Source organism: Novosphingobium sediminis, assembly GCF_007991615.1.
Lineage (GTDB): Bacteria > Pseudomonadota > Alphaproteobacteria > Sphingomonadales > Sphingomonadaceae > Novosphingobium > Novosphingobium sediminis.
In genome coordinates this window covers 46,683-63,824 of record NZ_BJYR01000021.1, presented here as the reverse complement: position 1 = coordinate 63,824, position 17,142 = coordinate 46,683, and the positions used below count along the sequence as shown (strand labels likewise).

Below are 17,142 nucleotides of genomic sequence, written 5' to 3'. Positions count from 1 at the left end.
TCAGCGATCATTTCGTCTCCGAGATCACGGCCTTGGCCTCAGCCGTGCTCATGTTCTTCATTTCGCGCGGGACATACTTCTCGTCATGCTTGGCGAGGAGGTTGTCGGCGACGAAGGTGGTGCCCTCCATGCGCCCTTCCGCGACAACGCCCGAGCCTTCGACGAAGAGATCGGGGGTGATGCCGGAGAAGCGGACGGGCACGCGGGCCTTGTCGTCCTTGACGAAGAAATTGATCGTCACGCCATCGGGCTGCGTCTTGATCGAGCCCTTTTCGACCATGCCGCCGAGGCGCACCGCGCGGCCGGCTTCAGGCGGCTTCGCCACGAGTTCGCTCGGCAGGTAGAAGTAGGCAGCCTGCTTGCTGAGCGCATAGGCGGCGAGCAGCCCTGCGCCGATCAGCGCGGCCACTGCGAAGACGATCAGCACGAGGCGCTGATGCTTTGCCTTGATCATGGGGGGCTTTGTCTGCGTGTTCATTTGCCGCGAGCCTTGTCCCGGCGCGCTTCAGCGCGGCGCATGGCAAGCAGCGTCCAGCCAACAAGGACCAGAGTGCCAATCACCCCGATGGCGAGTGCCGCCACCACAAAATGCCATTGATCGAGACGTTCGTGCATCAGGAGCCCGCTTATGCCATCGCCTTGCGGCGCAGACGCGCCTCGGTCTGGATTTCGGCAAGCAGCATGCGCATGCGCGCCAGCACGAGCCCGCCGAAGATCAGGGTGAAGCCCAGCGCCGCAATCAGCAGCGGGTAGAGGAACGCGGCGTCGATGGACGACTTGCCCGCAGTGATCGACGGCGGCTGGTGCAAGCTGTTCCACCACACCACCGAGCGGTTGATGATCGGGATGTTGACCGCGCCGACGAGGCCGAAGATCGCGGTAACGCGGCTCGCCCCCTCACCTGCCGCAGCATCGCGCTGCGCGGCGCCGGCAAGCGCGATATAGCCGAAATAGAGGAACAGGAGGATGAGGAAGCTGGTCAGCCGGCCATCCCACACCCACCAGGTGCCCCAGGTCGGCCGCGCCCAGATCGAGCCGGTGGCGAGGCAGATCGCCGTGAAGGCAGCGCCCGGCACGGCGGCCGCGCGGGCGGCGATTCCCGCAAGCGGATGGCGCCAGACGAGTTCGACGAGGCTGGCGATCGCGATGGTCGACCAGCCGGCCATGCCAAGCCATGCCGAGGGAACGTGAATGAAGAGAATCCGCACCGTCTGGCCCATCAGCCGGTCCGGCGGGACCATGAACAGGCCCCAGGCCACGGCACCGAAAGCAAGGATCAGACCCGGCACCAGCATCAGCGGCATCAGCCAGCGCGCCATGCGCAGGAAACGGGCAGGATTGGCAAAGCCGTGCATGGGCTGACAGGTACGTCCGTAAACTCGGCAGGGCAGTCGAACCTGTCCTTGCAAGGCTTACCTCTGCCACCTGCCCGCATAGGGAGCAAGGGGTTAGCGCGCCTGAACCAAGGTGCAGGGACGAGATATGTCTCTCGATGGGGAGAAATGGGGCGACCGATGGGGTTCGAACCCACGACCTCCGGTACCACAAACCGGCGCTCTAACCAACTGAGCTACGATCGCCACAGGATCACGCAGCACCAAATGATCGGCACTGCGGACGCGCGCTTTTGCAGAATGAGCGCCAAATGGGAAGCGGAATCTTGCGGGCAGGAAGGATCAATGCCGACACCCCTCTACAGAAGCCTATTTGCAGATGCGAGGGGTGCACCGCAGGCAAACAGAAACCCCGACGGAGGCCATCCGCCGGGGTTCCTTGTGTTCAGCGATTACGCGAGGATCAGAACTTCGCGCCGACCGAGACGGTGAACGTCGCCGGGGCCGCCCAGCCCTGGAAGAACACGGTGGGCAGCGACTGCGTGCGGTAGGCCACGTTGGTCAGGTTCTTGCCCGCCACGCGCAGGAAGTAGCCCTTGTAGTTGAGCGAGGCCGAGGCATCGAGCAGGCCGTAGCTGGGCTGGATATCGTTGAGCGTGCCGAACGTGCCGAGCGAGAAGCTCGACAGCCACGAATAGCCCGCTGTCAGCGAGATCTTCGCATCATCCGAGAGATCGCGGACGTAGCTGCCGCGGACGGTGTAGCTCGTCTTCGGTACGCGCTGGAGCAGCACGCCCGTGAAGTCGGCAACGGTGCCGGGGGCACCGCCCTGCGCGGCCGGACCGATCGATGATGTCTGGCCGTTGACCTTGCCGTTCTTAACGTTGGCATCCTGAATGCCGAGCGTGCCGGAAAGCGAGAGGCCCTTCAGCGGTTCGCTCAGCTTGCCGGCATCGAGATCGAGCTCGAACTCGAGACCCTTGATCTGGACCTTGGGGAAGCTGACGACATAGGTGTTGGTGCCGGGGCCGTAGCCGGGCGTCACGACAACCTGCGACTGCTGGAAGTCCTTGATGTCGTTGATGAAGCCAGCCGCGTTGAAGGTGACCGCACGGTTGAAGAAGCGGGTCTTGATACCGCCTTCATAGGTCGTGTTGGTTTCCGGCAGGAACGAGAGGAAGTTGTTGCCCGGGCAGCCGCCGACCGTGCCACAGTTTGTCGAGGCAGCCTGTTGTTCGGAAAGCGTACCGCGGATCGAGAAGCCGCCCGAGCGGAAACCTTCCGAGCGGTTCACGTAGAGCAGCACATCGGGCGCAGCCTGCCACTGGATATTGAAGCGCGTGATCAGCTTCTGCCAGCTGCGGCGGTCACCGATCCGCGGGACAATCGGGATCGTGCCGAACAGGGTATACTCGGTATTGAAGCGCTTGGCCTCGAAGATGTTGCGCACACCGCCCGAGATCTTGATCGTGGGCGTGGGGTTGATGTCCACGTTGCCGAAGAACGACCAGCTGTGGTCCTTTTCGCCGGAGAACTGATCGATCACGGCATTGGTATTCTGGTGCAGCGTGATCTTGTGATTGTAGTAGTAGGCACCGGCGATGTAATCGATGAGACCGTCCGCCGCCTTGCCCTGGAGGCGAATTTCCTGGGTGAACTGCTTGTAGGTCTGGTCGCGGAAGGTCAGCAGCTGGCTGCCGGTTGCGGCCAGCAGCGGGTTGCCGACGCTGGTGCAGCCCGGCGCGCCCTTGCAGGTGCCGTCAAAGTCCTGGTTCACCGTATCGCCCGACGACATGTACGAAGTCTGGGAGACGAGCTCGCCGATCGGGGTCTGCGCCTTGAGCGTGAGGCTCGCCATGTTGGTGTTCAGGCGGTCCTTGTCGGCGCCGAGGTTATTGCCGATCTCACGCGGCTTCAGGCCATCCGGGCTGCCGGTCTCGGCGTTGTAGCTCGGCCAGACGGCGGCCGGGTTGCCGCCGGACAGTATCGAGGCGGACAGCTTGTTGCCGAACTGGACCGGCGTGCCGCCGCCCGACTGGTGGATGTGATCGAGGCTGAGGTCCGCCTTGAGCCAGTCGGTGAGGTCGTAGTTCAGCTTGAGGTTGAAGGCGCGGTATTCCGAACCACCAGCGCGCTTGTTGGTGAACACATTGTTGAGGATGCCGTCGATGCGGCGATACTGCCCGGAGAAGGCGATGCCGCCCTTGTCACCCAGCGGCGCATTCAGCACGCCGCGACCGTAGAACTCGTTGAACGAGCCATAGCCCAGTTCGAAGCTGGCGCCGAGCTTGCGGGTGGGCGCGCAGCGGGTGAGGTTGATGAGGCCGGCAGTGGTGTTCTTGCCGTAGAAGATGCCCTGCGGCCCGCGGTCCACTTCGACCGAGCAGACGTTGAACATGTCGAGCAGCTGGCCGGTGTTGTTGCCGAAGAACACGCCGTCCTGGATCACGCCAACCGGCGGGCTCTGCGTCTTTTCCACGTCGGCATAGCCCTGGCCGCGGATGAAGATGGCGCTCTGCCCCGGTGCGGCGGTGCCGCTGCCGATGAACACGTTGGGCGCGGTGCCCTGAATATCCTGCAGCGTGCGCGGCGCGAGGAGCGCGATGTCCTCCGACGTGATCGCGGTCAGCGCGACGCCGACTTTCTGCTTGTCGGCCGCCTGACGCGTGGCGGTCACGATGATGACGTCCTTGCCCGATGCTTCCGCCGAAGTGCCGCCCTGATCGGCGGCATCAGCGGCTTCCGCCGCGTGGGCAGGCATGGCCAGGGAAACGGCAACCGCCGCGAGTGACGACCAGCCCAGTACGTGCGTATACCGCATGGCATTCTCCTCTCATCCAATGGACGGCCGGAGCCCGCGGTTAGTCCGCAGTGCGTAGTCCCGGCTTCGAGGGAGAGGTTTGGCAGCGGACCCTAACGCGACAACCGCCAAAAATGAGAGGTTCGCGCCGAATCCGCGGCCCCTGTGTATTCTGGTTACAGTACCAATGGTTAGTGAGGCAGCCGATGTGACGGACTATTGCCCGTCGGCGGGACCACCATCATCGACCGCCGAGCGCAAGACCGGAAGCGCGGCAAGCACCGTATCGAGGTTTGCCGGGGCGAGCCGGTCCCGAAAACGGGCTTCATGTTCGGCGATGCGGCGCCAAGCTTCGGCGGCGAGTTCTGCCCCCTTGCCGGTCACCCGCAAGGCAAGGCTTCGCCCATCGACCCGGGTGCGCGCAACAAGGCCGCGCTCGATCAGGCGGGCGATGATCGGCACCATGTTGGCGCGCTTGATCGCGATTGCCTCGCCTACCTCGCTTTGCGAGCAATCGGGATTCTCGGCGATGACCAGCAGCGTGGTGATTTCGGCAGGGCGCATGTCGAAATCGGCGAGGGTGCGCACGAAATCGGCCATGAGCACCGCAGTCGCGCGGCGCATCTGGTAGCCAAGCAGCTTGTCGAGGGCATTGGTCAGAACAGCCATGCGCGCTCTTTCATCCCGCCGCGTGGTGAAGGCAAGAGCCGGTGCAGACGCATTTCACGAAAAAAGGGCGACCGAAGCCGCCCTTTTCCGGTAATTCACGTCCGATCCAGCGCTCACTTCTTGAGCGTGAGACCGCCAAAGCGCTTGTTGAACTGCGCCACGCGGCCGCCCTGATCGAGCTGGCGGGTGCCGCCGGTCCACGCCGGGTGCGACAACGGATCGATTTCGAGCGCCATGGTGTCGCCTTCCTTGCCCCAGGTCGAGCGGGTCTCGAACACGGTGCCGTCGGTCATCTGCACCTTGATCATGTGGTAATCGGGGTGGGTATTGGCCTTCATGGGTCTCGCTCCACAATGCGAAGCCGGTTCCGACCGGCCTCAGGGAATCTCGGAAAGGCGCGCCCCTATACGGTTCGCACCGAAAAGGCAACCGATCAGCTATCCGCGATCATCGCGGTGAAGCTGACTTCCGTTGCGATCTTGTCGCCCAGCATGGCCTTGCCGGCGAACTTGCAGACGCGGGCGCGCTTCTGGGTGAACTCGACGTGGAGATCGAGCAGGCAGCCCGGCTCCACCGGCGTGCGGAACTTGGCTTCCTCGATCGCCATGAAATAGACGAGCTTGCCCGTGCCGGCGAGACCGAGCGATTCTACCGCCAGCACGCCAGCGGCCTGCGCCAGCGCTTCGATCTGCAGGACACCCGGCATGATCGGCCGTCCGGGGAAGTGGCCCTGGAAGAACTGCTCGTTCATCGAGACCGCCTTGATGGCGTGGATGCGCTCACCCACGACCAGTTCGACCACCCGATCGACAAGCAGGAGGGGATAGCGGTGCGGAAGCGCCGCCATCACCCCCCGGATGTCCAGGCTGAGCGAAGCGGGCGCACCCGCTTCGGTCGTATCCTCGCTCATCTCGCGATCGCCTCAGCGGCCTTCGGGCGGCTTGCCGGCAGCCGCGGGAGCCGGAGCAGTCGCACCGCCCTGCGCTGCGGCCTGCTGCGCGGCAGCTTCACGCTGCGCGCGCGGCAACCAGCCGGCGGGCGGGACGAGCTGGGCGCTGGGGATCAGCGTGTTGAGCTCGTTCAGGATATCCTGATTGAGGTTGTAGACCGCATCGGCCTTCAGGACGCTCTGCGAATCGAGCACGAGCGTGATCTTGCGCTTGGTCATCGCGGCCTGGGTGGCGGCGGTGAGCTTGTCGCTGATCTGCTCAATGATGTACTGCTGCGCCACGTTGAGCGGCTCGGCCATCTGCTGGATCTCGCGCTCGGCAGACTGCTCGATCTGCTGGATCTGCGCGGCCTGCGTACGGAGCGCGGCCTGATCGGGCTTGGCAGCCTTCTGATCCGCTTCGAACTTGTCGTAGAGCGGCTTGAGCTGGGCAGCGATCTGGTTGCGGCGGGTGTTCACCGCATCGATCTGCGCCTTGTAGGTCACCGGAAGCTGGACCATCGCGGTCTTGTAGGCAGCCGAAGCGCCGACCACGGCCTGGGCATTGGCATAAGCAATGCCGGGGGCGACGATGCCGCCGGGGGTGCTCGAAGCCGGAGCGGCCACGCCCGCTGCCTGCGCTATGGCATGGGGCGCCGCGCCAAGCGCGAGGGCGGCAACAAATGCCGCGATAATACGGTTTTGCATCAGAACTGGGTTCCTACGTTGAAGTTGACTGTCTGAGTATCGTCGCCATCGACCTTGCTGAGGACTTTGGCCACGTCGATGCGGAACGGTCCGAACGGCGAGTTCCAGTTGACCCCGAAGCCGATCGAAATACGCGGCTTCGGGCTGTTGCCAACAAAGGTCTCGTCGAACTTCTGGGCCACGTTGTTTGCCTTGCCTGCGGAATCGGAGGAAGACGTCGTGAGGCGGCCGGTGATGTTATCCTGATAGAGCAGGGTCGTGCCGAACACGGCTGGCTTGGCCACGCTGAACACCGCACCCGCATCGACGAAGATCGAAGGACGCAGGCCCAGTTCGCGCGCGCCTGAACCCAGCGGGATCTCGAGTTCGGCATGGCCGAGGTAGTAGTACTTGCCGCCCAGCGCGTCATCGACCCACTGGTTGCGATCCGGGCTCGTCACGCCGCCGCTGCCATCCTTGGGATCGAACCCGCTGTAGAACTTGCGCAGCACGCGCGGGCCGACGCCGCGAATGTCGAAACCGCGCAGCTGCGGCTGGCCGAGGAAGTAGCGGTCCGTCAGCCGGACATCGTCGATCGTGGGATCGTTGGTGCGGTTGCCGAGCGCCTTGATCGCCCCGCCCTCGCCGCGCACCGAGAACACGAAGCCCTTGCCCAGCGCGAAGAAGCGCGAAGCATTCGCATTGATGCGCGCATAGCGCACCGAACCGCCGAGGCCCGCGACATCGACACCCACCACGAACTGCGAGCCGCTCGTCGGGCGCAGGCGGTTATCGAGCGTATCGTAGACCACGCTGGCGCCGATGATCGAGCTGGTACGCTTGCCAATGGCATCGCACAGATAGCGGCCGGCAAGGTAGATCGAGCACTGCAGGTTGCCGTTGGCATCGGGCAGGTAATACGTGTTCTGGTCGAGCGTCACGTTCTCGAGGTTGAGCGTGTAGCGCCCGATCAGCGACATGTACTCGGTCAACGGCAGACCGGCGCGGACCTGGAAGCCGGTGGTCGACTGCTTGTAGGTCGTGTTGCGGTTCGCGTTGAAGAAGTTGAAGCTGTTGAAATCGCGGCGATAGATATCAACACCAAGCGAAACGTTGCGATCGAACAGATAGGGCTCGGTGAAGCTCACCTGGACCGAGCGCGAATAGCGCGAGAAATCGCCCGAAAGACCGATCGTCTGGCCGCGCCCGCGGAAGTTGTTCTGCTGGATCGAGGCCTGGAAGATGAAGCTCTCAAGGCTTGAGAAGCCAGCCGAAAGCTGCAGCTGCCCGGTGGGCTTCTCCTCGACGTTGGCTTCGAGGATGATGCGGTCCTGCGCCGAACCCGGCTTCTGCTCGACCTCGAACTTCTCCTGGAAGTAGCCGAGCGACTTGATGCGATTCGACGAACGCTTGATCTGGAACGAGTTGAACGCGTCACCCTCGGCCACACGGAATTCGCGGCGGACGACCTTGTCCTGCGTCAGGGTGTTGCCGTTGACGTCGACCCGTTCGACATAGACGCGCGGTGCTTCCGCAATGCGGAAGGTGACCGACATCGTCAGGTCGTCCTTGTTGCGGTTGAAGTCAGGCCGCACGTCGGCAAAGGCATAGCCGAAGCTGCCTGCCGTCTCGGTCAGGCTGTCGACCGTGTCTTCCACCAGCTTGGCGTTGTACCACTGCTTGGGCTTGAGCGGCAGGCGCTTGGCCAGCGCATCGCCATCGAAATCGCGCAGCTGGCTATCAACCTTCACGTCGCCGAAATGATAGCGCTGCCCTTCCTCGACCACGTAGGTGATGATGAAATCGCGCTTGTCGGGCGTGAGTTCCGCCACGGCCGAGACGACGCGGAAATCGGCATAACCGTTCGTCAGGTAGAACTGGCGCAGCTTCTGCTGGTCGAACGCAAGGCGATCCGGATCGTAGCTGGTGCCGCTGGAGAACACGCGGAACACGCGCGACTGCTTGGTCACCATCTCGCCGCGCAGCTGGCTGGCGCTGAATTTCTCGTTGCCGATGATGTTGATCTGGCGAACGCGCGACTTCGGGCCTTCGTTGATCTCGAACACGATATCGACGCGGTTCTGATCGAGCATGACCATCTTGGGCTCGATCGAGGCGGCGAAGCGGCCCTGGCGCTTGTAGAGCTCGATGATGCGGGCAACGTCCGCACGGACCTTGGAACGCGTGAAGATCTGGCGTGCCGCGAGCTTGATCTCGGGCAGGATCTTGTCCTCTTTCAGGCGCTTGTTGCCTTCGAGGATGATGCGGTTGACGACCGGATTTTCCTTGACCTCGATCACCACGTCGCCGCCATTGTCGCGCACCTGCACGTCGGCGAAAAGCTCGGTCGCGTAGAGGTCCTTGAGGACCTGGTCGGCGGCGGCCTGGGTGTACTTGTCGCCTTCCTTGAGGCGGATGTACGAACGGATCGTATCAGGTTCGAGGCGCTGGGCGCCCGAAATGGTGATCGAACGGACGAGTTCGACTGGCGCCGGAGCCGGCGCGGGAGCAGCGGCAGCCGAAGCAGGTGCGGCAGCCGGTGCCGCGGCAGGCGCCTCAGCCGTCTGGGCGCTGGCGAGCACGGGCATCCCGGCAAGGCAGGTGGTTGCCGCGAGCGCCGCCAGCGTGGCTGCCAGATTGTTCTGACCAGTCATGCCACGTGCGGTCCGGGGCAAGTTGCAAGCATTCATCACCAAGCGCCATCCCGTTTGTTCGTGCAGCGAAGCGGCACCCGCCGCTCCGCCCCGCACCATGGCGCGCGACGGCAACAATCCGTCACGCCCCGCGATGCCGCCTCCTGCCCGAAGCAAGCCCGCCAATCAAGCAAGCTCACCGCGGCAGACCGTAATTGCCCCGCATTTTGTGGAAAATCCGGCTTCCCAAACTGCTGCGCCATGAAGCGCAAACCAGACCGGGTCGACGTAACTCTTCTCACCCTCCGAATACGCGCAGTGACGCAACGTCGTTGAAGGTCACGAACAGCATCAGCGCAGCGACCAGAGCCAGGCCGGTGCGGAAGGCCCATTCCTGCCCGCGCTGGCTGACCGGCCGGCGGCTGACCGCCTCGATCGCGTAGAACGCGAGGTGGCCTCCATCGAGTACCGGAATTGGCAACAGGTTGATGAACCCGAGGTTAATCGAGATCAGCGCGATGAACCAGACGTAGTTCGCCCAGCCCGAGACCAGCTGTTCGCCCGAATACTTGGCGATCTTGATCGGCCCGCCGAGTTCCTTGATCTCGCGCTTGCCGGTCACGATCTGGCTGATGCCGGTGATCATCATGCCCATGATGTCGCGCGTCTGCACCACCGCATCGCCGACAGCCTCAACCGGACCGACCGAGACGCGCTCTGCCGATGCGGGTCCAATGCCGAGGTAGCCGATCTTCTGCGTGTTGCCGAACCGATCGCTGACCTCCTTGTAGGCCGCGACGGCCGGAAGCGCGATGCGCCGCCCGCCGCGCTCGATCACGAGATCAAGCGGCTCACCGGGATGCTGCGCGACCGCAAGGCGGATCTGGAGGAAGCTGTCGATCGGCGAACCCTGCAGCGAGACCACGCGGTCACCCAGTTGCACACCAGCCTTCGCAGCAGCCGAGCCTTCCTGCACCATGCCAACCACGGGCGGGATCAAGACCTTGCCATAGGCGAGCGTGAAGCTGGCGAGGATCACGACCGCCAGCAGCAGGTTGGTCAGCGGTCCGGCCAGCACGATCAGTGCGCGCTGCCACACCGGCTTGGCCTGAAAAGTGCGTTCGCGCTCTTCGGCAGGGAGCGAAAGCCATTCAGCGCTCGGCGTGCTAGCGGGGTTCATGTCACCCGCGAACTGGACATAGCCGCCAAGCGGCAGCGCAGAGAGCTTCCAGCGGGTGCCGCGCTTGTCGGTCCAGCCGGCAACTTCCTTGCCGAAACCGATGGAAAAACTGTCTGCCTTCACGCCGAACAGACGGCCGACTAGATAATGCCCCAACTCGTGGATGAAGACGAGCGGCCCCAGCACCAGCACGAAGGCCAGCACGGTGAGCAAGATCCCGGGACTTTGCACGGCAGCGTTCAGGACACGGTCTCCATCATCTCGGCCGCGCGGATGCGGGCTTCACGGTCCACCGCGATCACCTCTTCGAGGGTCACCGGAGGCCGGGGCACGCCGCGCGCCAGCACGTCCTCGGCACTTTGCACGATGCGCGTGAACGCGATCTGACCGGCGAGGAAGGCGGCAACCGCGATCTCGTTCGCGGCGTTGAGCACGGCAGGCGCCGCGCCGCCGGCGATGACCGCCTCGCGCGCCACGCGAGTGGCGGGGAAGCGCTCCTCGTCGGGCTTGAAGAAGCTCAGGCTGCCAATGGCGGCGAGATCGAGCGGGGCACAGGGCGTGTTCATCCGCGCAGGCCAGGCAAGCGCGGAGGCGATCGGCACGCGCATGTCTGACGGGCCTAGCTGCGCGAGCGTCGAGCCATCGCGGTATTCGACCATCGAGTGGACGATCGACTGCGGGTGGATCACGATGCGCAGCCGTTCGACGCCGACCGGGAACAGATGGTACGCCTCGATGAATTCGAGGCCCTTGTTCATCATCGTCGCCGAATCGACGCTGATCTTTGCGCCCATCGACCAGGTGGGATGCTTGACCGCTTCGGCGGGCGTCGCGCGGTGGATGCGCTCCATCTCCCATTCGCGGAACGGGCCGCCGCTCGCCGTCAGCGTGATCGCGTGGACATGCGCGGGATCATTGCCGGCAAGGCACTGGAAGATCGCGTTGTGTTCGCTGTCCACCGGCAGCAGCGTCGCGCCGGTGCGCTTGACCGCAGCGGTCATCACCTCGCCCGCCGAAACGAGCGCTTCCTTGTTGGCGAGCGCGACGGCCTTGCCGCATTCGATCGCGGCCATGGTGGGCGCAAGACCCGCACAGCCGACAATGGCAGCCATGGTGATATCCGCCCCGCGTGCCGCTGCATCGACGACAGCAGCCGCACCGCCCGCCGCCTCGATACCGCTACCGGAAAGGGCTTCACGCAGCGCCGGAAGGCAGCCTTCATCAGCGACAACGGCCACTTCAGCGCCGAATTCACGCGCCAGTTCGCCGAGCATCGCGGCATTGCCGTTGGCCGTCAGCGCGACAACCCGGAACATGTCGCGGTTGCGCCGCACCAGATCGAGTGTGGAGGCGCCTACAGAACCGGTAGCGCCCAGAATTGTTATCGTGCGCGTCATGCGCCAACCGCTCCCCCGCCTGCAGCCCAGGCTGTTCCCGCTATGATGGCGACCGGGAGCAGTCCGTCAACCCGATCAAACAAACCGCCGTGCCCCGGAATGAGGCGGCCACTGTCCTTTACGCCGGCGCGGCGTTTGAGCCAGCTTTCGTAGAAATCGCCCGCCTGCGCCGCAACGGCAAGCCCTGCCCCCGCGAGCGCCGCCATGCCAATGCGCGTGGTGCGAAACGCTTCGGCAAGGCTCGGCCCGGTGGGGCTCATCGCAGACAGCACATAGGCGGCAAACAGGATGTAAAGCGTTGCCCAAAGCGCCGCCGCCGCCATGCCGCCGGCAAGGCCGGCCCAGGTCTTGGACGGGCTGATGCTTGGCGCGATCTTCGGCCCGCCAATGGCGCGACCAGCGAAGTAGGCGCCGGTATCGGTGCAGATGACGAGGCCCAGCACCGCGATGAGCAGCACCGGCGGCATGACGATCAGCGCGAACGCCGCCCAGCCGATGTAGAGCCCGCCAGTGAGAACCGCCGTTACCATCCGCGCCGGATCTGGCGCGATCTTCGCGGCGAGCATGGCATATTCGGCAAACACGCCGAAGCCGACCAGCGCGATGAAGCCCTTGAGCACGAGGCCGCCCTGCCACAGCGCAAACCCCGCGATCCCAAGCATGACCACCGCCGAAGCCACGCGCACCGGCAGATCGCTGCGCGGTTTGGTGGGCTCGGCCGGAGCCGGCTCAACGCCCTCCATAGCGGCGCTCGCGGGTGGCGTAATGGTCCAGCGCCTCGCGCAGGTGGCCGGGGGTAAAATCGGGCCAGAGAATGTCGGTGAACCACATCTCGGCATAGGCCGCCTGCCACAGCAGGAAGTTCGAGAGGCGCACTTCGCCCGAGGTGCGGATGATGAGATCGAGCGGCGGAAGGTCCGAGGTGTAGAGTTCGGCCTCAATCGCGGCGACGGTCACTTCGCCCTTGGCTGCCGCAGCCGCCGCGGCGCGGGCGATTTCCTGCTGCGAGCCATAATTCAGCGCGATCGCCAGCGTGGTGCTGCGGCCATGCGCGGTACGGGCCAGCGCATCCTCGATCATATCGACGATATCCGCAGGCAGGACCTTGTAATCGCCAATGATCTTCAGCCGCACGTCGTTGGCGGCGAACTCGTCGATATCGCTGCGGATGAAGGCGCGCAGCAGGCCCATGAGATCGGCGATCTCGTCCTCGGGCCGCTTCCAGTTCTCGGACGAGAAGGCATAGAGCGTGAGCGCTTCAAGCCCCATATGGCGCGCGGCGCGGACGACTTCGCGCACGGCATCGACGCCGCGTTTGTGGCCCACGGCGCGCGGCAGGAAGCGCTTCTTCGCCCAGCGCCCATTGCCATCCATGATGATCGCGACATGGCGCGCCGGACCAGAGTAGCCGCCGCCCGTCTGGCCGGCAACCGCTTCGCTTCCCTGAGGCGCCGCAGCGGAGCTCACTTGCCCAGGATTTCCTTTTCCTTGGCCGCACTGACCTCGTCCGCAGCCTTGATCTGCTCGTCGGTCAGCTTCTGCAGTTCGGTTTCGAAGCGCTTGCGCTCGTCTTCCGAGATTTCCTTCTTGTTCTCGTCGGCCTTGAGCGCGTCCATCCCGTCGCGGCGGACGTTGCGGATGGCGATCTTGGCCTTCTCAGAATACTGCGAGGCAAGCTTCGCCAGTTCCTTGCGGCGCTCCTCGGTAAGATCCGGGATCGGCAGGCGCAGCGTGTTGCCATCGTTGATCGGATTGAGGCCGAGACCGGCCGAGCGGATCGCCTTCTCGACAGGGCCGATGTTCGACTTGTCCCATACCTGCACCGACAGCATGCGCGGCTCGGGCGCGGAGACCGAGGCGACCTGGTTGAGCGGCGTATTCGCGCCGTAGACGGTGACCATGATCGGATCGAGCAGTGCGGTATTGGCACGGCCAGTACGCAGGCCCGAAAGATCGCTCCGGAGCGATTCCACCGCGCCCTTCATGCGGCGTTCGAGATCGGCCTTGTCATACTTGGCCATGAGCAAACGTTCCTTTTATGCGCTGATTTTCTGAACGATGGTCTGCGTGCCCTGACCGGCCAGAACGCGGGCAAGATTGCCGCGCTCACGGATCGAGAACACCACGATGGGGATGGCATTGTCGCGGCACAGCGCCACGGCGGATGCGTCCATCACCTTGAGATTATCAGCCAGCACCGTGTCGAAATCGACCATGTCGTAGCGCTTGGCGTTCGCGTTCTTCTTCGGATCGTCGTCATAGACGCCGTCGACGCTGGTGCCCTTCAACAGGGCATCGCACTTCATCTCGGCGGCGCGGAGCGCAGCACCGGAATCGGTGGTGAAATAGGGGGCGCCAACGCCTGCTGCGAAGATCACCACACGGCCCTTCTGAAGGTGCCGTTCGGCGCGGCGGCGGATCACCGGCTCGCACACTTCGTCCATCTGGATGGCGGACTGAACGCGGGTTTCAACGCCGATCTTTTCCAGCGCGCTCTGCATCGCGAGCGAGTTCATGATCGTGGCGAGCATGCCCATGTAATCGGCCTGCGCGCGGTCCATCCCCTTGGCGGCGCCCGCCATGCCGCGGAAGATGTTGCCGCCGCCGATGACGAGGCACAGCTCGAGCCCTGTTTCCTTCGCCGACTTCAGTTCCTCAGCCATCTGCGCGACGAAATCGGTATCGATGCCGAAGGGCTGGCTCCCCATCAGCACTTCGCCCGAAAGCTTGAGAAGTACGCGCTTGATGGGAGGAAGGCTCATCGTCTGGAAGAACTCGTCAGAGAGGGAAGCGCCGCTCTTATACGCGCGGGGCGGCTCGTGCCAAGGGTATCGGGCACAGGTTTGTGTGCAGATGCACAGCGGCGCTCCCCGCAAGGCGGGAAGCGCCGCGAGGTGTGCAGTGCTTACTTGATGCCGGCAGCCGCGGCGACTTCAGCCGCGAAGTCGGTGGCTTCCTTCTCGATGCCTTCGCCGAGCTGGAAGCGGACGTAGTCGACCAGCGTGATCTTGGAGCCTGCAGCCTTGCCGGCAGCCTCGACGACCTGCGCGACCGGGGTCTTGTTGTCCATGACGAAGAGCTGCGAGAGCAGCGCGTTGTCCTTGGCATACTTGGCGACCGCGCCATCGACCATCTTGGCCTGCACTTCAGCGGGCTTGCCGCTTTCAGCAGCCTTTTCCGCCGCGATCTTGCGTTCACGCGCGATCGTTTCGGGGTCGAGGTCCTCGGCCTTCAGAGCCAGCGGGAAAGCAGCCGCGATATGCATCGCGATCTGCTTGCCGAGCGGTTCGAGCACATCGGCTCCGGCTTCGGATTCCAGCGCGACGAGCACGCCGATCTTGCCGAGCGCCGGCGCAGCAGCGTTGTGCATGTAGGGCACGACGAGGCCCGACGAGACCGCAACGGTCTTCATGCGGCGAACCTGCTGGTTCTCACCGATGGTCGCGACGTTGTTGGTCAGCTTGTCGGCAACGGTGCCGCCATCGGGATAGGCAGAGGCCTTGAGCGCCTCGACGTCGTCAGCCGAGAGGCCGAGCGCGACTTCGGTGGTCTTGCGCACGAAATCCTGGAACTGCTCGTTCTTGGCAACGAAGTCGGTTTCCGAGTTCACTTCGACGGCCACGCCGCGGGTGCCCGAAACGGCAACGCCGACGAGGCCTTCAGCAGCCGTGCGGCTCGACTTCTTGGCAACGGCGGCAAGGCCCTTGGCGCGCAGCGCGTCAACCGCGGCTTCGAAATCGCCACCGGTCTCGTTCAGCGCCTTCTTGCAGTCCATCATGCCCGCGCCAGTGCGCTCGCGCAGGTTCTTCACGTCAGCGGCGGTATAGGCCATTGCGGTGATCCTTCTTGTCTCGTGAATATGGGTGAGGCCGCAGCCCGGTCACAGCTACCTGGCGCGGCCCGTAAGGGGTATGCGGGTCAGTTCGGTGACGGTGCCATGAAAGGCCCCGCCACCTGAACCGATACAATCAGGCTTCGGTCGGCTCGACCGCAGCTTCTTCCGGCAGCGGCTCGGCCATCGCGCCGAGGTCCGCACCCGAAGCGATCGCGGCATCGCGGCCACCGCGGGTGGCGGCAGCAGCAATGGCCTCGCAGTAGAGGCGGATGGCGCGGCTGGCGTCGTCGTTCGCCGGAACCGGGAACGCGATGCCATCGGGCGAGACGTTCGAGTCGAGGATCGCGACGACCGGGATGCCGAGGACGTTGGCTTCCTTGATCGCCAGCTCTTCCTTGTTCGCGTCGATCACGAACATCACGTCAGGAATGCCGCCCATGTCGCGGATGCCGCCGAGCGAGAGCTCGAACTTGTCACGCTCACGCGTCAGCTGGAGCACTTCCTTCTTGGTGAGGCCCGCGGTGTCGCCCGAGAGCTGCTCTTCGAGCGCCTTGAAGCGCTTGATCGAGCCCGAGATGGTCTTCCAGTTGGTGAGCATGCCGCCCAGCCATCGGTGGTTGACATAGTGCTGGCCCGAAGCGCGCGCGGCCTGAGCGATCGGCTCCTGCGCCTGGCGCTTGGTGCCGACGAACAGCACCTTGCCGCCGCCCTGCACGGTGGCCGAAACGAACTCGAGCGCGCGGGCGAAGAGCGGCACGGTCTGCGAGAGGTCGAGGATGTGGATGCCGTTGCGGGCGCCGAAGATGTACGGCTTCATCCGCGGGTTCCAGCGGTGGGTCTGGTGGCCGAAGTGTGCGCCGGCCTCGATCAATTGCTGCATGGTGACGACGGGAGCCGCCATAGGACTTTCCTTTCCGGTTGAGCCTCTGGAATGCAGGAACCGCGGGCGGGAGAAACCCCAACGCGGCACCGGTATGTGCGCATTCCATGTGGATTGCCGCAGCGCTCCGCAGGCACCATGCCCGAATCGCGATGTAGCGATGGCGCCGTTAGCGCCGGAAAAGCGCAGCGTCTACAAGCAAGTGGCCCCGCAACCCTGCACAACTGCCGCGACAGGGCGTCAAGTCCGGCTGACAAGTGTCAAATAGGCAGTGAATACTACTTGTCAAAAAATCTGGATACAGCCATAAAGTTGTCGACGGGCAACTCCGCCAGTCGCCATGTTTCCCGGCGTTTTCAAGACTCACGGGATGGATCGCGACTTCTCTGGCTTATCTGGCTTACTGCTTTGGCAAGCGGATCTTGCCGAGCGCCGACCGGTTTCAGACCGGAATTGCCGTTTCGTTTGGCCAAGTACCTTGGCCGGGTTCACTTGTGTGATTTCAACGTGATTGGCCGCACACCCAGGCGGCCAAGCCGGCCGCATACCCAAGCGGCCTTGGCGGTCGCGGCCCTGATCAGGCGCCCTCCCAGACCGCTGCAGCGGTCCTCGCGCGCCCCGTGCGCGGGGACCGCAACTCGGCGAGACTGCTGTAACCACCAGATATTTCCGGGCGAATCAGTTCCAGCGCATCCAATGCGCAGCTTGCTTACGAGAACCGCACCGTCGGAATCCGCGCTGCCGGATTCAACTTTGTCGAAAATTTCGCAGGGCCATACCGAATCGGCTTGACGGTACG

Annotated in this window: 17 protein-coding genes and 1 tRNA gene; all 18 read right to left on the bottom strand. The window is 64.2% G+C overall.

What is annotated here, in order from left to right; translation table 11 throughout:
- Positions 1-7 precede the first annotated feature (7 nt).
- Positions 8-478 (bottom strand): cytochrome c maturation protein CcmE, encoded by a 471-nt coding sequence (ccmE, locus tag NSE01_RS16095; RefSeq protein ID WP_147160673.1) that lies wholly within the window; start codon positions 476-478, stop codon positions 8-10.
- Complete coding sequence (locus NSE01_RS21350; protein WP_170233874.1) at positions 475-615, bottom strand: hypothetical protein; 141 nt, start codon at positions 613-615, stop codon at positions 475-477. Before NSE01_RS21350 ends, ccmE begins: the two co-directional genes overlap by 4 nt.
- An 11-nt stretch (positions 616-626) precedes the next feature.
- The gene (gene ccmC, locus NSE01_RS16090; protein ID WP_147160672.1) at positions 627-1,355 is read right to left on the bottom strand and encodes a heme ABC transporter permease CcmC; all 729 of its coding nucleotides are present in this window, start codon (positions 1,353-1,355) and stop codon (positions 627-629) included.
- A gap of 148 nt (positions 1,356-1,503) precedes the next feature.
- Positions 1,504-1,580: transfer RNA gene (locus NSE01_RS16085), tRNA-His, on the bottom strand.
- Positions 1,581-1,797: 217 nt separating this feature from the next.
- On the bottom strand, positions 1,798-4,155 hold the full coding sequence (locus NSE01_RS16080) for a TonB-dependent receptor (RefSeq protein WP_147160671.1): 2,358 nt from the start codon (positions 4,153-4,155) through the stop codon (positions 1,798-1,800).
- 195 nt (positions 4,156-4,350) lie between these two features.
- Positions 4,351-4,803, bottom strand: a complete 453-nt coding sequence (locus NSE01_RS16075) for a MarR family winged helix-turn-helix transcriptional regulator (protein ID WP_147160670.1) — start codon at positions 4,801-4,803, stop codon at positions 4,351-4,353.
- Positions 4,804-4,916: 113 nt separating this feature from the next.
- A complete protein-coding gene (gene rpmE / locus NSE01_RS16070; RefSeq protein WP_054123190.1) occupies positions 4,917-5,141 on the bottom strand; it encodes a 50S ribosomal protein L31 in 225 nt (74 codons plus the stop codon).
- Between the two features lie 95 nt (positions 5,142-5,236).
- Positions 5,237-5,713, bottom strand: a complete 477-nt coding sequence (gene fabZ, locus NSE01_RS16065) for a 3-hydroxyacyl-ACP dehydratase FabZ (protein WP_147160669.1) — start codon at positions 5,711-5,713, stop codon at positions 5,237-5,239.
- A 12-nt stretch (positions 5,714-5,725) separates the two neighbouring features.
- Positions 5,726-6,439 (bottom strand): OmpH family outer membrane protein, encoded by a 714-nt coding sequence (locus NSE01_RS16060; RefSeq protein WP_147160668.1) that lies wholly within the window; start codon positions 6,437-6,439, stop codon positions 5,726-5,728.
- The gene (gene bamA / locus NSE01_RS16055) at positions 6,439-9,072 is read right to left on the bottom strand and encodes an outer membrane protein assembly factor BamA (RefSeq protein ID WP_147160667.1); all 2,634 of its coding nucleotides are present in this window, start codon (positions 9,070-9,072) and stop codon (positions 6,439-6,441) included. Before bamA ends, NSE01_RS16060 begins: the two co-directional genes overlap by 1 nt.
- Before the next feature lie 277 nt (positions 9,073-9,349).
- Positions 9,350-10,462, bottom strand: coding sequence for an RIP metalloprotease RseP (rseP, locus tag NSE01_RS16050; RefSeq protein ID WP_246135247.1), 1,113 nt, complete (start codon positions 10,460-10,462; stop codon positions 9,350-9,352).
- An 8-nt stretch (positions 10,463-10,470) separates the two neighbouring features.
- Complete coding sequence (locus NSE01_RS16045) at positions 10,471-11,628, bottom strand: 1-deoxy-D-xylulose-5-phosphate reductoisomerase (protein WP_147160666.1); 1,158 nt, start codon at positions 11,626-11,628, stop codon at positions 10,471-10,473.
- A complete protein-coding gene (locus NSE01_RS16040; protein WP_147160665.1) occupies positions 11,625-12,371 on the bottom strand; it encodes a phosphatidate cytidylyltransferase in 747 nt (248 codons plus the stop codon). Before NSE01_RS16040 ends, NSE01_RS16045 begins: the two co-directional genes overlap by 4 nt.
- A complete protein-coding gene (gene uppS / locus NSE01_RS16035) occupies positions 12,358-13,002 on the bottom strand; it encodes a polyprenyl diphosphate synthase (protein WP_246135254.1) in 645 nt (214 codons plus the stop codon). The genes NSE01_RS16040 and uppS overlap by 14 nt, the downstream gene beginning before the upstream one ends.
- Positions 13,003-13,091: 89 nt before the next feature.
- Complete coding sequence (gene frr, locus NSE01_RS16030) at positions 13,092-13,649, bottom strand: ribosome recycling factor (RefSeq protein WP_147160663.1); 558 nt, start codon at positions 13,647-13,649, stop codon at positions 13,092-13,094.
- 15 nt (positions 13,650-13,664) lie between these two features.
- On the bottom strand, positions 13,665-14,390 hold the full coding sequence (gene pyrH, locus NSE01_RS16025) for a UMP kinase (protein ID WP_147160662.1): 726 nt from the start codon (positions 14,388-14,390) through the stop codon (positions 13,665-13,667).
- A 143-nt stretch (positions 14,391-14,533) separates the two neighbouring features.
- Positions 14,534-15,460, bottom strand: coding sequence for a translation elongation factor Ts (gene tsf, locus NSE01_RS16020; RefSeq protein ID WP_147160661.1), 927 nt, complete (start codon positions 15,458-15,460; stop codon positions 14,534-14,536).
- A gap of 136 nt (positions 15,461-15,596) precedes the next feature.
- Positions 15,597-16,364 carry a 30S ribosomal protein S2 gene (gene rpsB / locus NSE01_RS16015; RefSeq protein ID WP_147160660.1) on the bottom strand — a complete coding sequence of 256 codons (768 nt, stop codon included), beginning with the start codon at positions 16,362-16,364 and terminating at the stop codon, positions 15,597-15,599.
- Positions 16,365-17,142: the final 778 nt, after the last annotated feature.

What these genes read in the sequence shown, in the direction of transcription:
- NSE01_RS21350 (WP_170233874.1), bottom strand. Translation starts at nt 615, where the DNA reads ATGCACGAACGTCTCGATCAATGGCATTTTGTGGTGGCGGCACTCGCC.
- frr (WP_147160663.1), bottom strand. Translation starts at nt 13,649, where the DNA reads ATGGCCAAGTATGACAAGGCCGATCTCGAACGCCGCATGAAGGGCGCG.
- NSE01_RS16075 (WP_147160670.1), bottom strand. Translation starts at nt 4,803, where the DNA reads ATGGCTGTTCTGACCAATGCCCTCGACAAGCTGCTTGGCTACCAGATG.
- ccmC (WP_147160672.1), bottom strand. Translation starts at nt 1,355, where the DNA reads ATGCACGGCTTTGCCAATCCTGCCCGTTTCCTGCGCATGGCGCGCTGG.
- tsf (WP_147160661.1), bottom strand. Translation starts at nt 15,460, where the DNA reads ATGGCCTATACCGCCGCTGACGTGAAGAACCTGCGCGAGCGCACTGGC.
- bamA (WP_147160667.1), bottom strand. Translation starts at nt 9,072, where the DNA reads ATGACTGGTCAGAACAATCTGGCAGCCACGCTGGCGGCGCTCGCGGCA.
- rpmE (WP_054123190.1), bottom strand. Translation starts at nt 5,141, where the DNA reads ATGAAGGCCAATACCCACCCCGATTACCACATGATCAAGGTGCAGATG.
- rpsB (WP_147160660.1), bottom strand. Translation starts at nt 16,364, where the DNA reads ATGGCGGCTCCCGTCGTCACCATGCAGCAATTGATCGAGGCCGGCGCA.
- NSE01_RS16040 (WP_147160665.1), bottom strand. Translation starts at nt 12,371, where the DNA reads ATGGAGGGCGTTGAGCCGGCTCCGGCCGAGCCCACCAAACCGCGCAGC.
- NSE01_RS16045 (WP_147160666.1), bottom strand. Translation starts at nt 11,628, where the DNA reads ATGACGCGCACGATAACAATTCTGGGCGCTACCGGTTCTGTAGGCGCC.
- pyrH (WP_147160662.1), bottom strand. Translation starts at nt 14,390, where the DNA reads ATGAGCCTTCCTCCCATCAAGCGCGTACTTCTCAAGCTTTCGGGCGAA.
- ccmE (WP_147160673.1), bottom strand. Translation starts at nt 478, where the DNA reads ATGAACACGCAGACAAAGCCCCCCATGATCAAGGCAAAGCATCAGCGC.
- NSE01_RS16080 (WP_147160671.1), bottom strand. Translation starts at nt 4,155, where the DNA reads ATGCGGTATACGCACGTACTGGGCTGGTCGTCACTCGCGGCGGTTGCC.
- fabZ (WP_147160669.1), bottom strand. Translation starts at nt 5,713, where the DNA reads ATGAGCGAGGATACGACCGAAGCGGGTGCGCCCGCTTCGCTCAGCCTG.
- NSE01_RS16060 (WP_147160668.1), bottom strand. Translation starts at nt 6,439, where the DNA reads ATGCAAAACCGTATTATCGCGGCATTTGTTGCCGCCCTCGCGCTTGGC.
- uppS (WP_246135254.1), bottom strand. Translation starts at nt 13,002, where the DNA reads ATGGATGGCAATGGGCGCTGGGCGAAGAAGCGCTTCCTGCCGCGCGCC.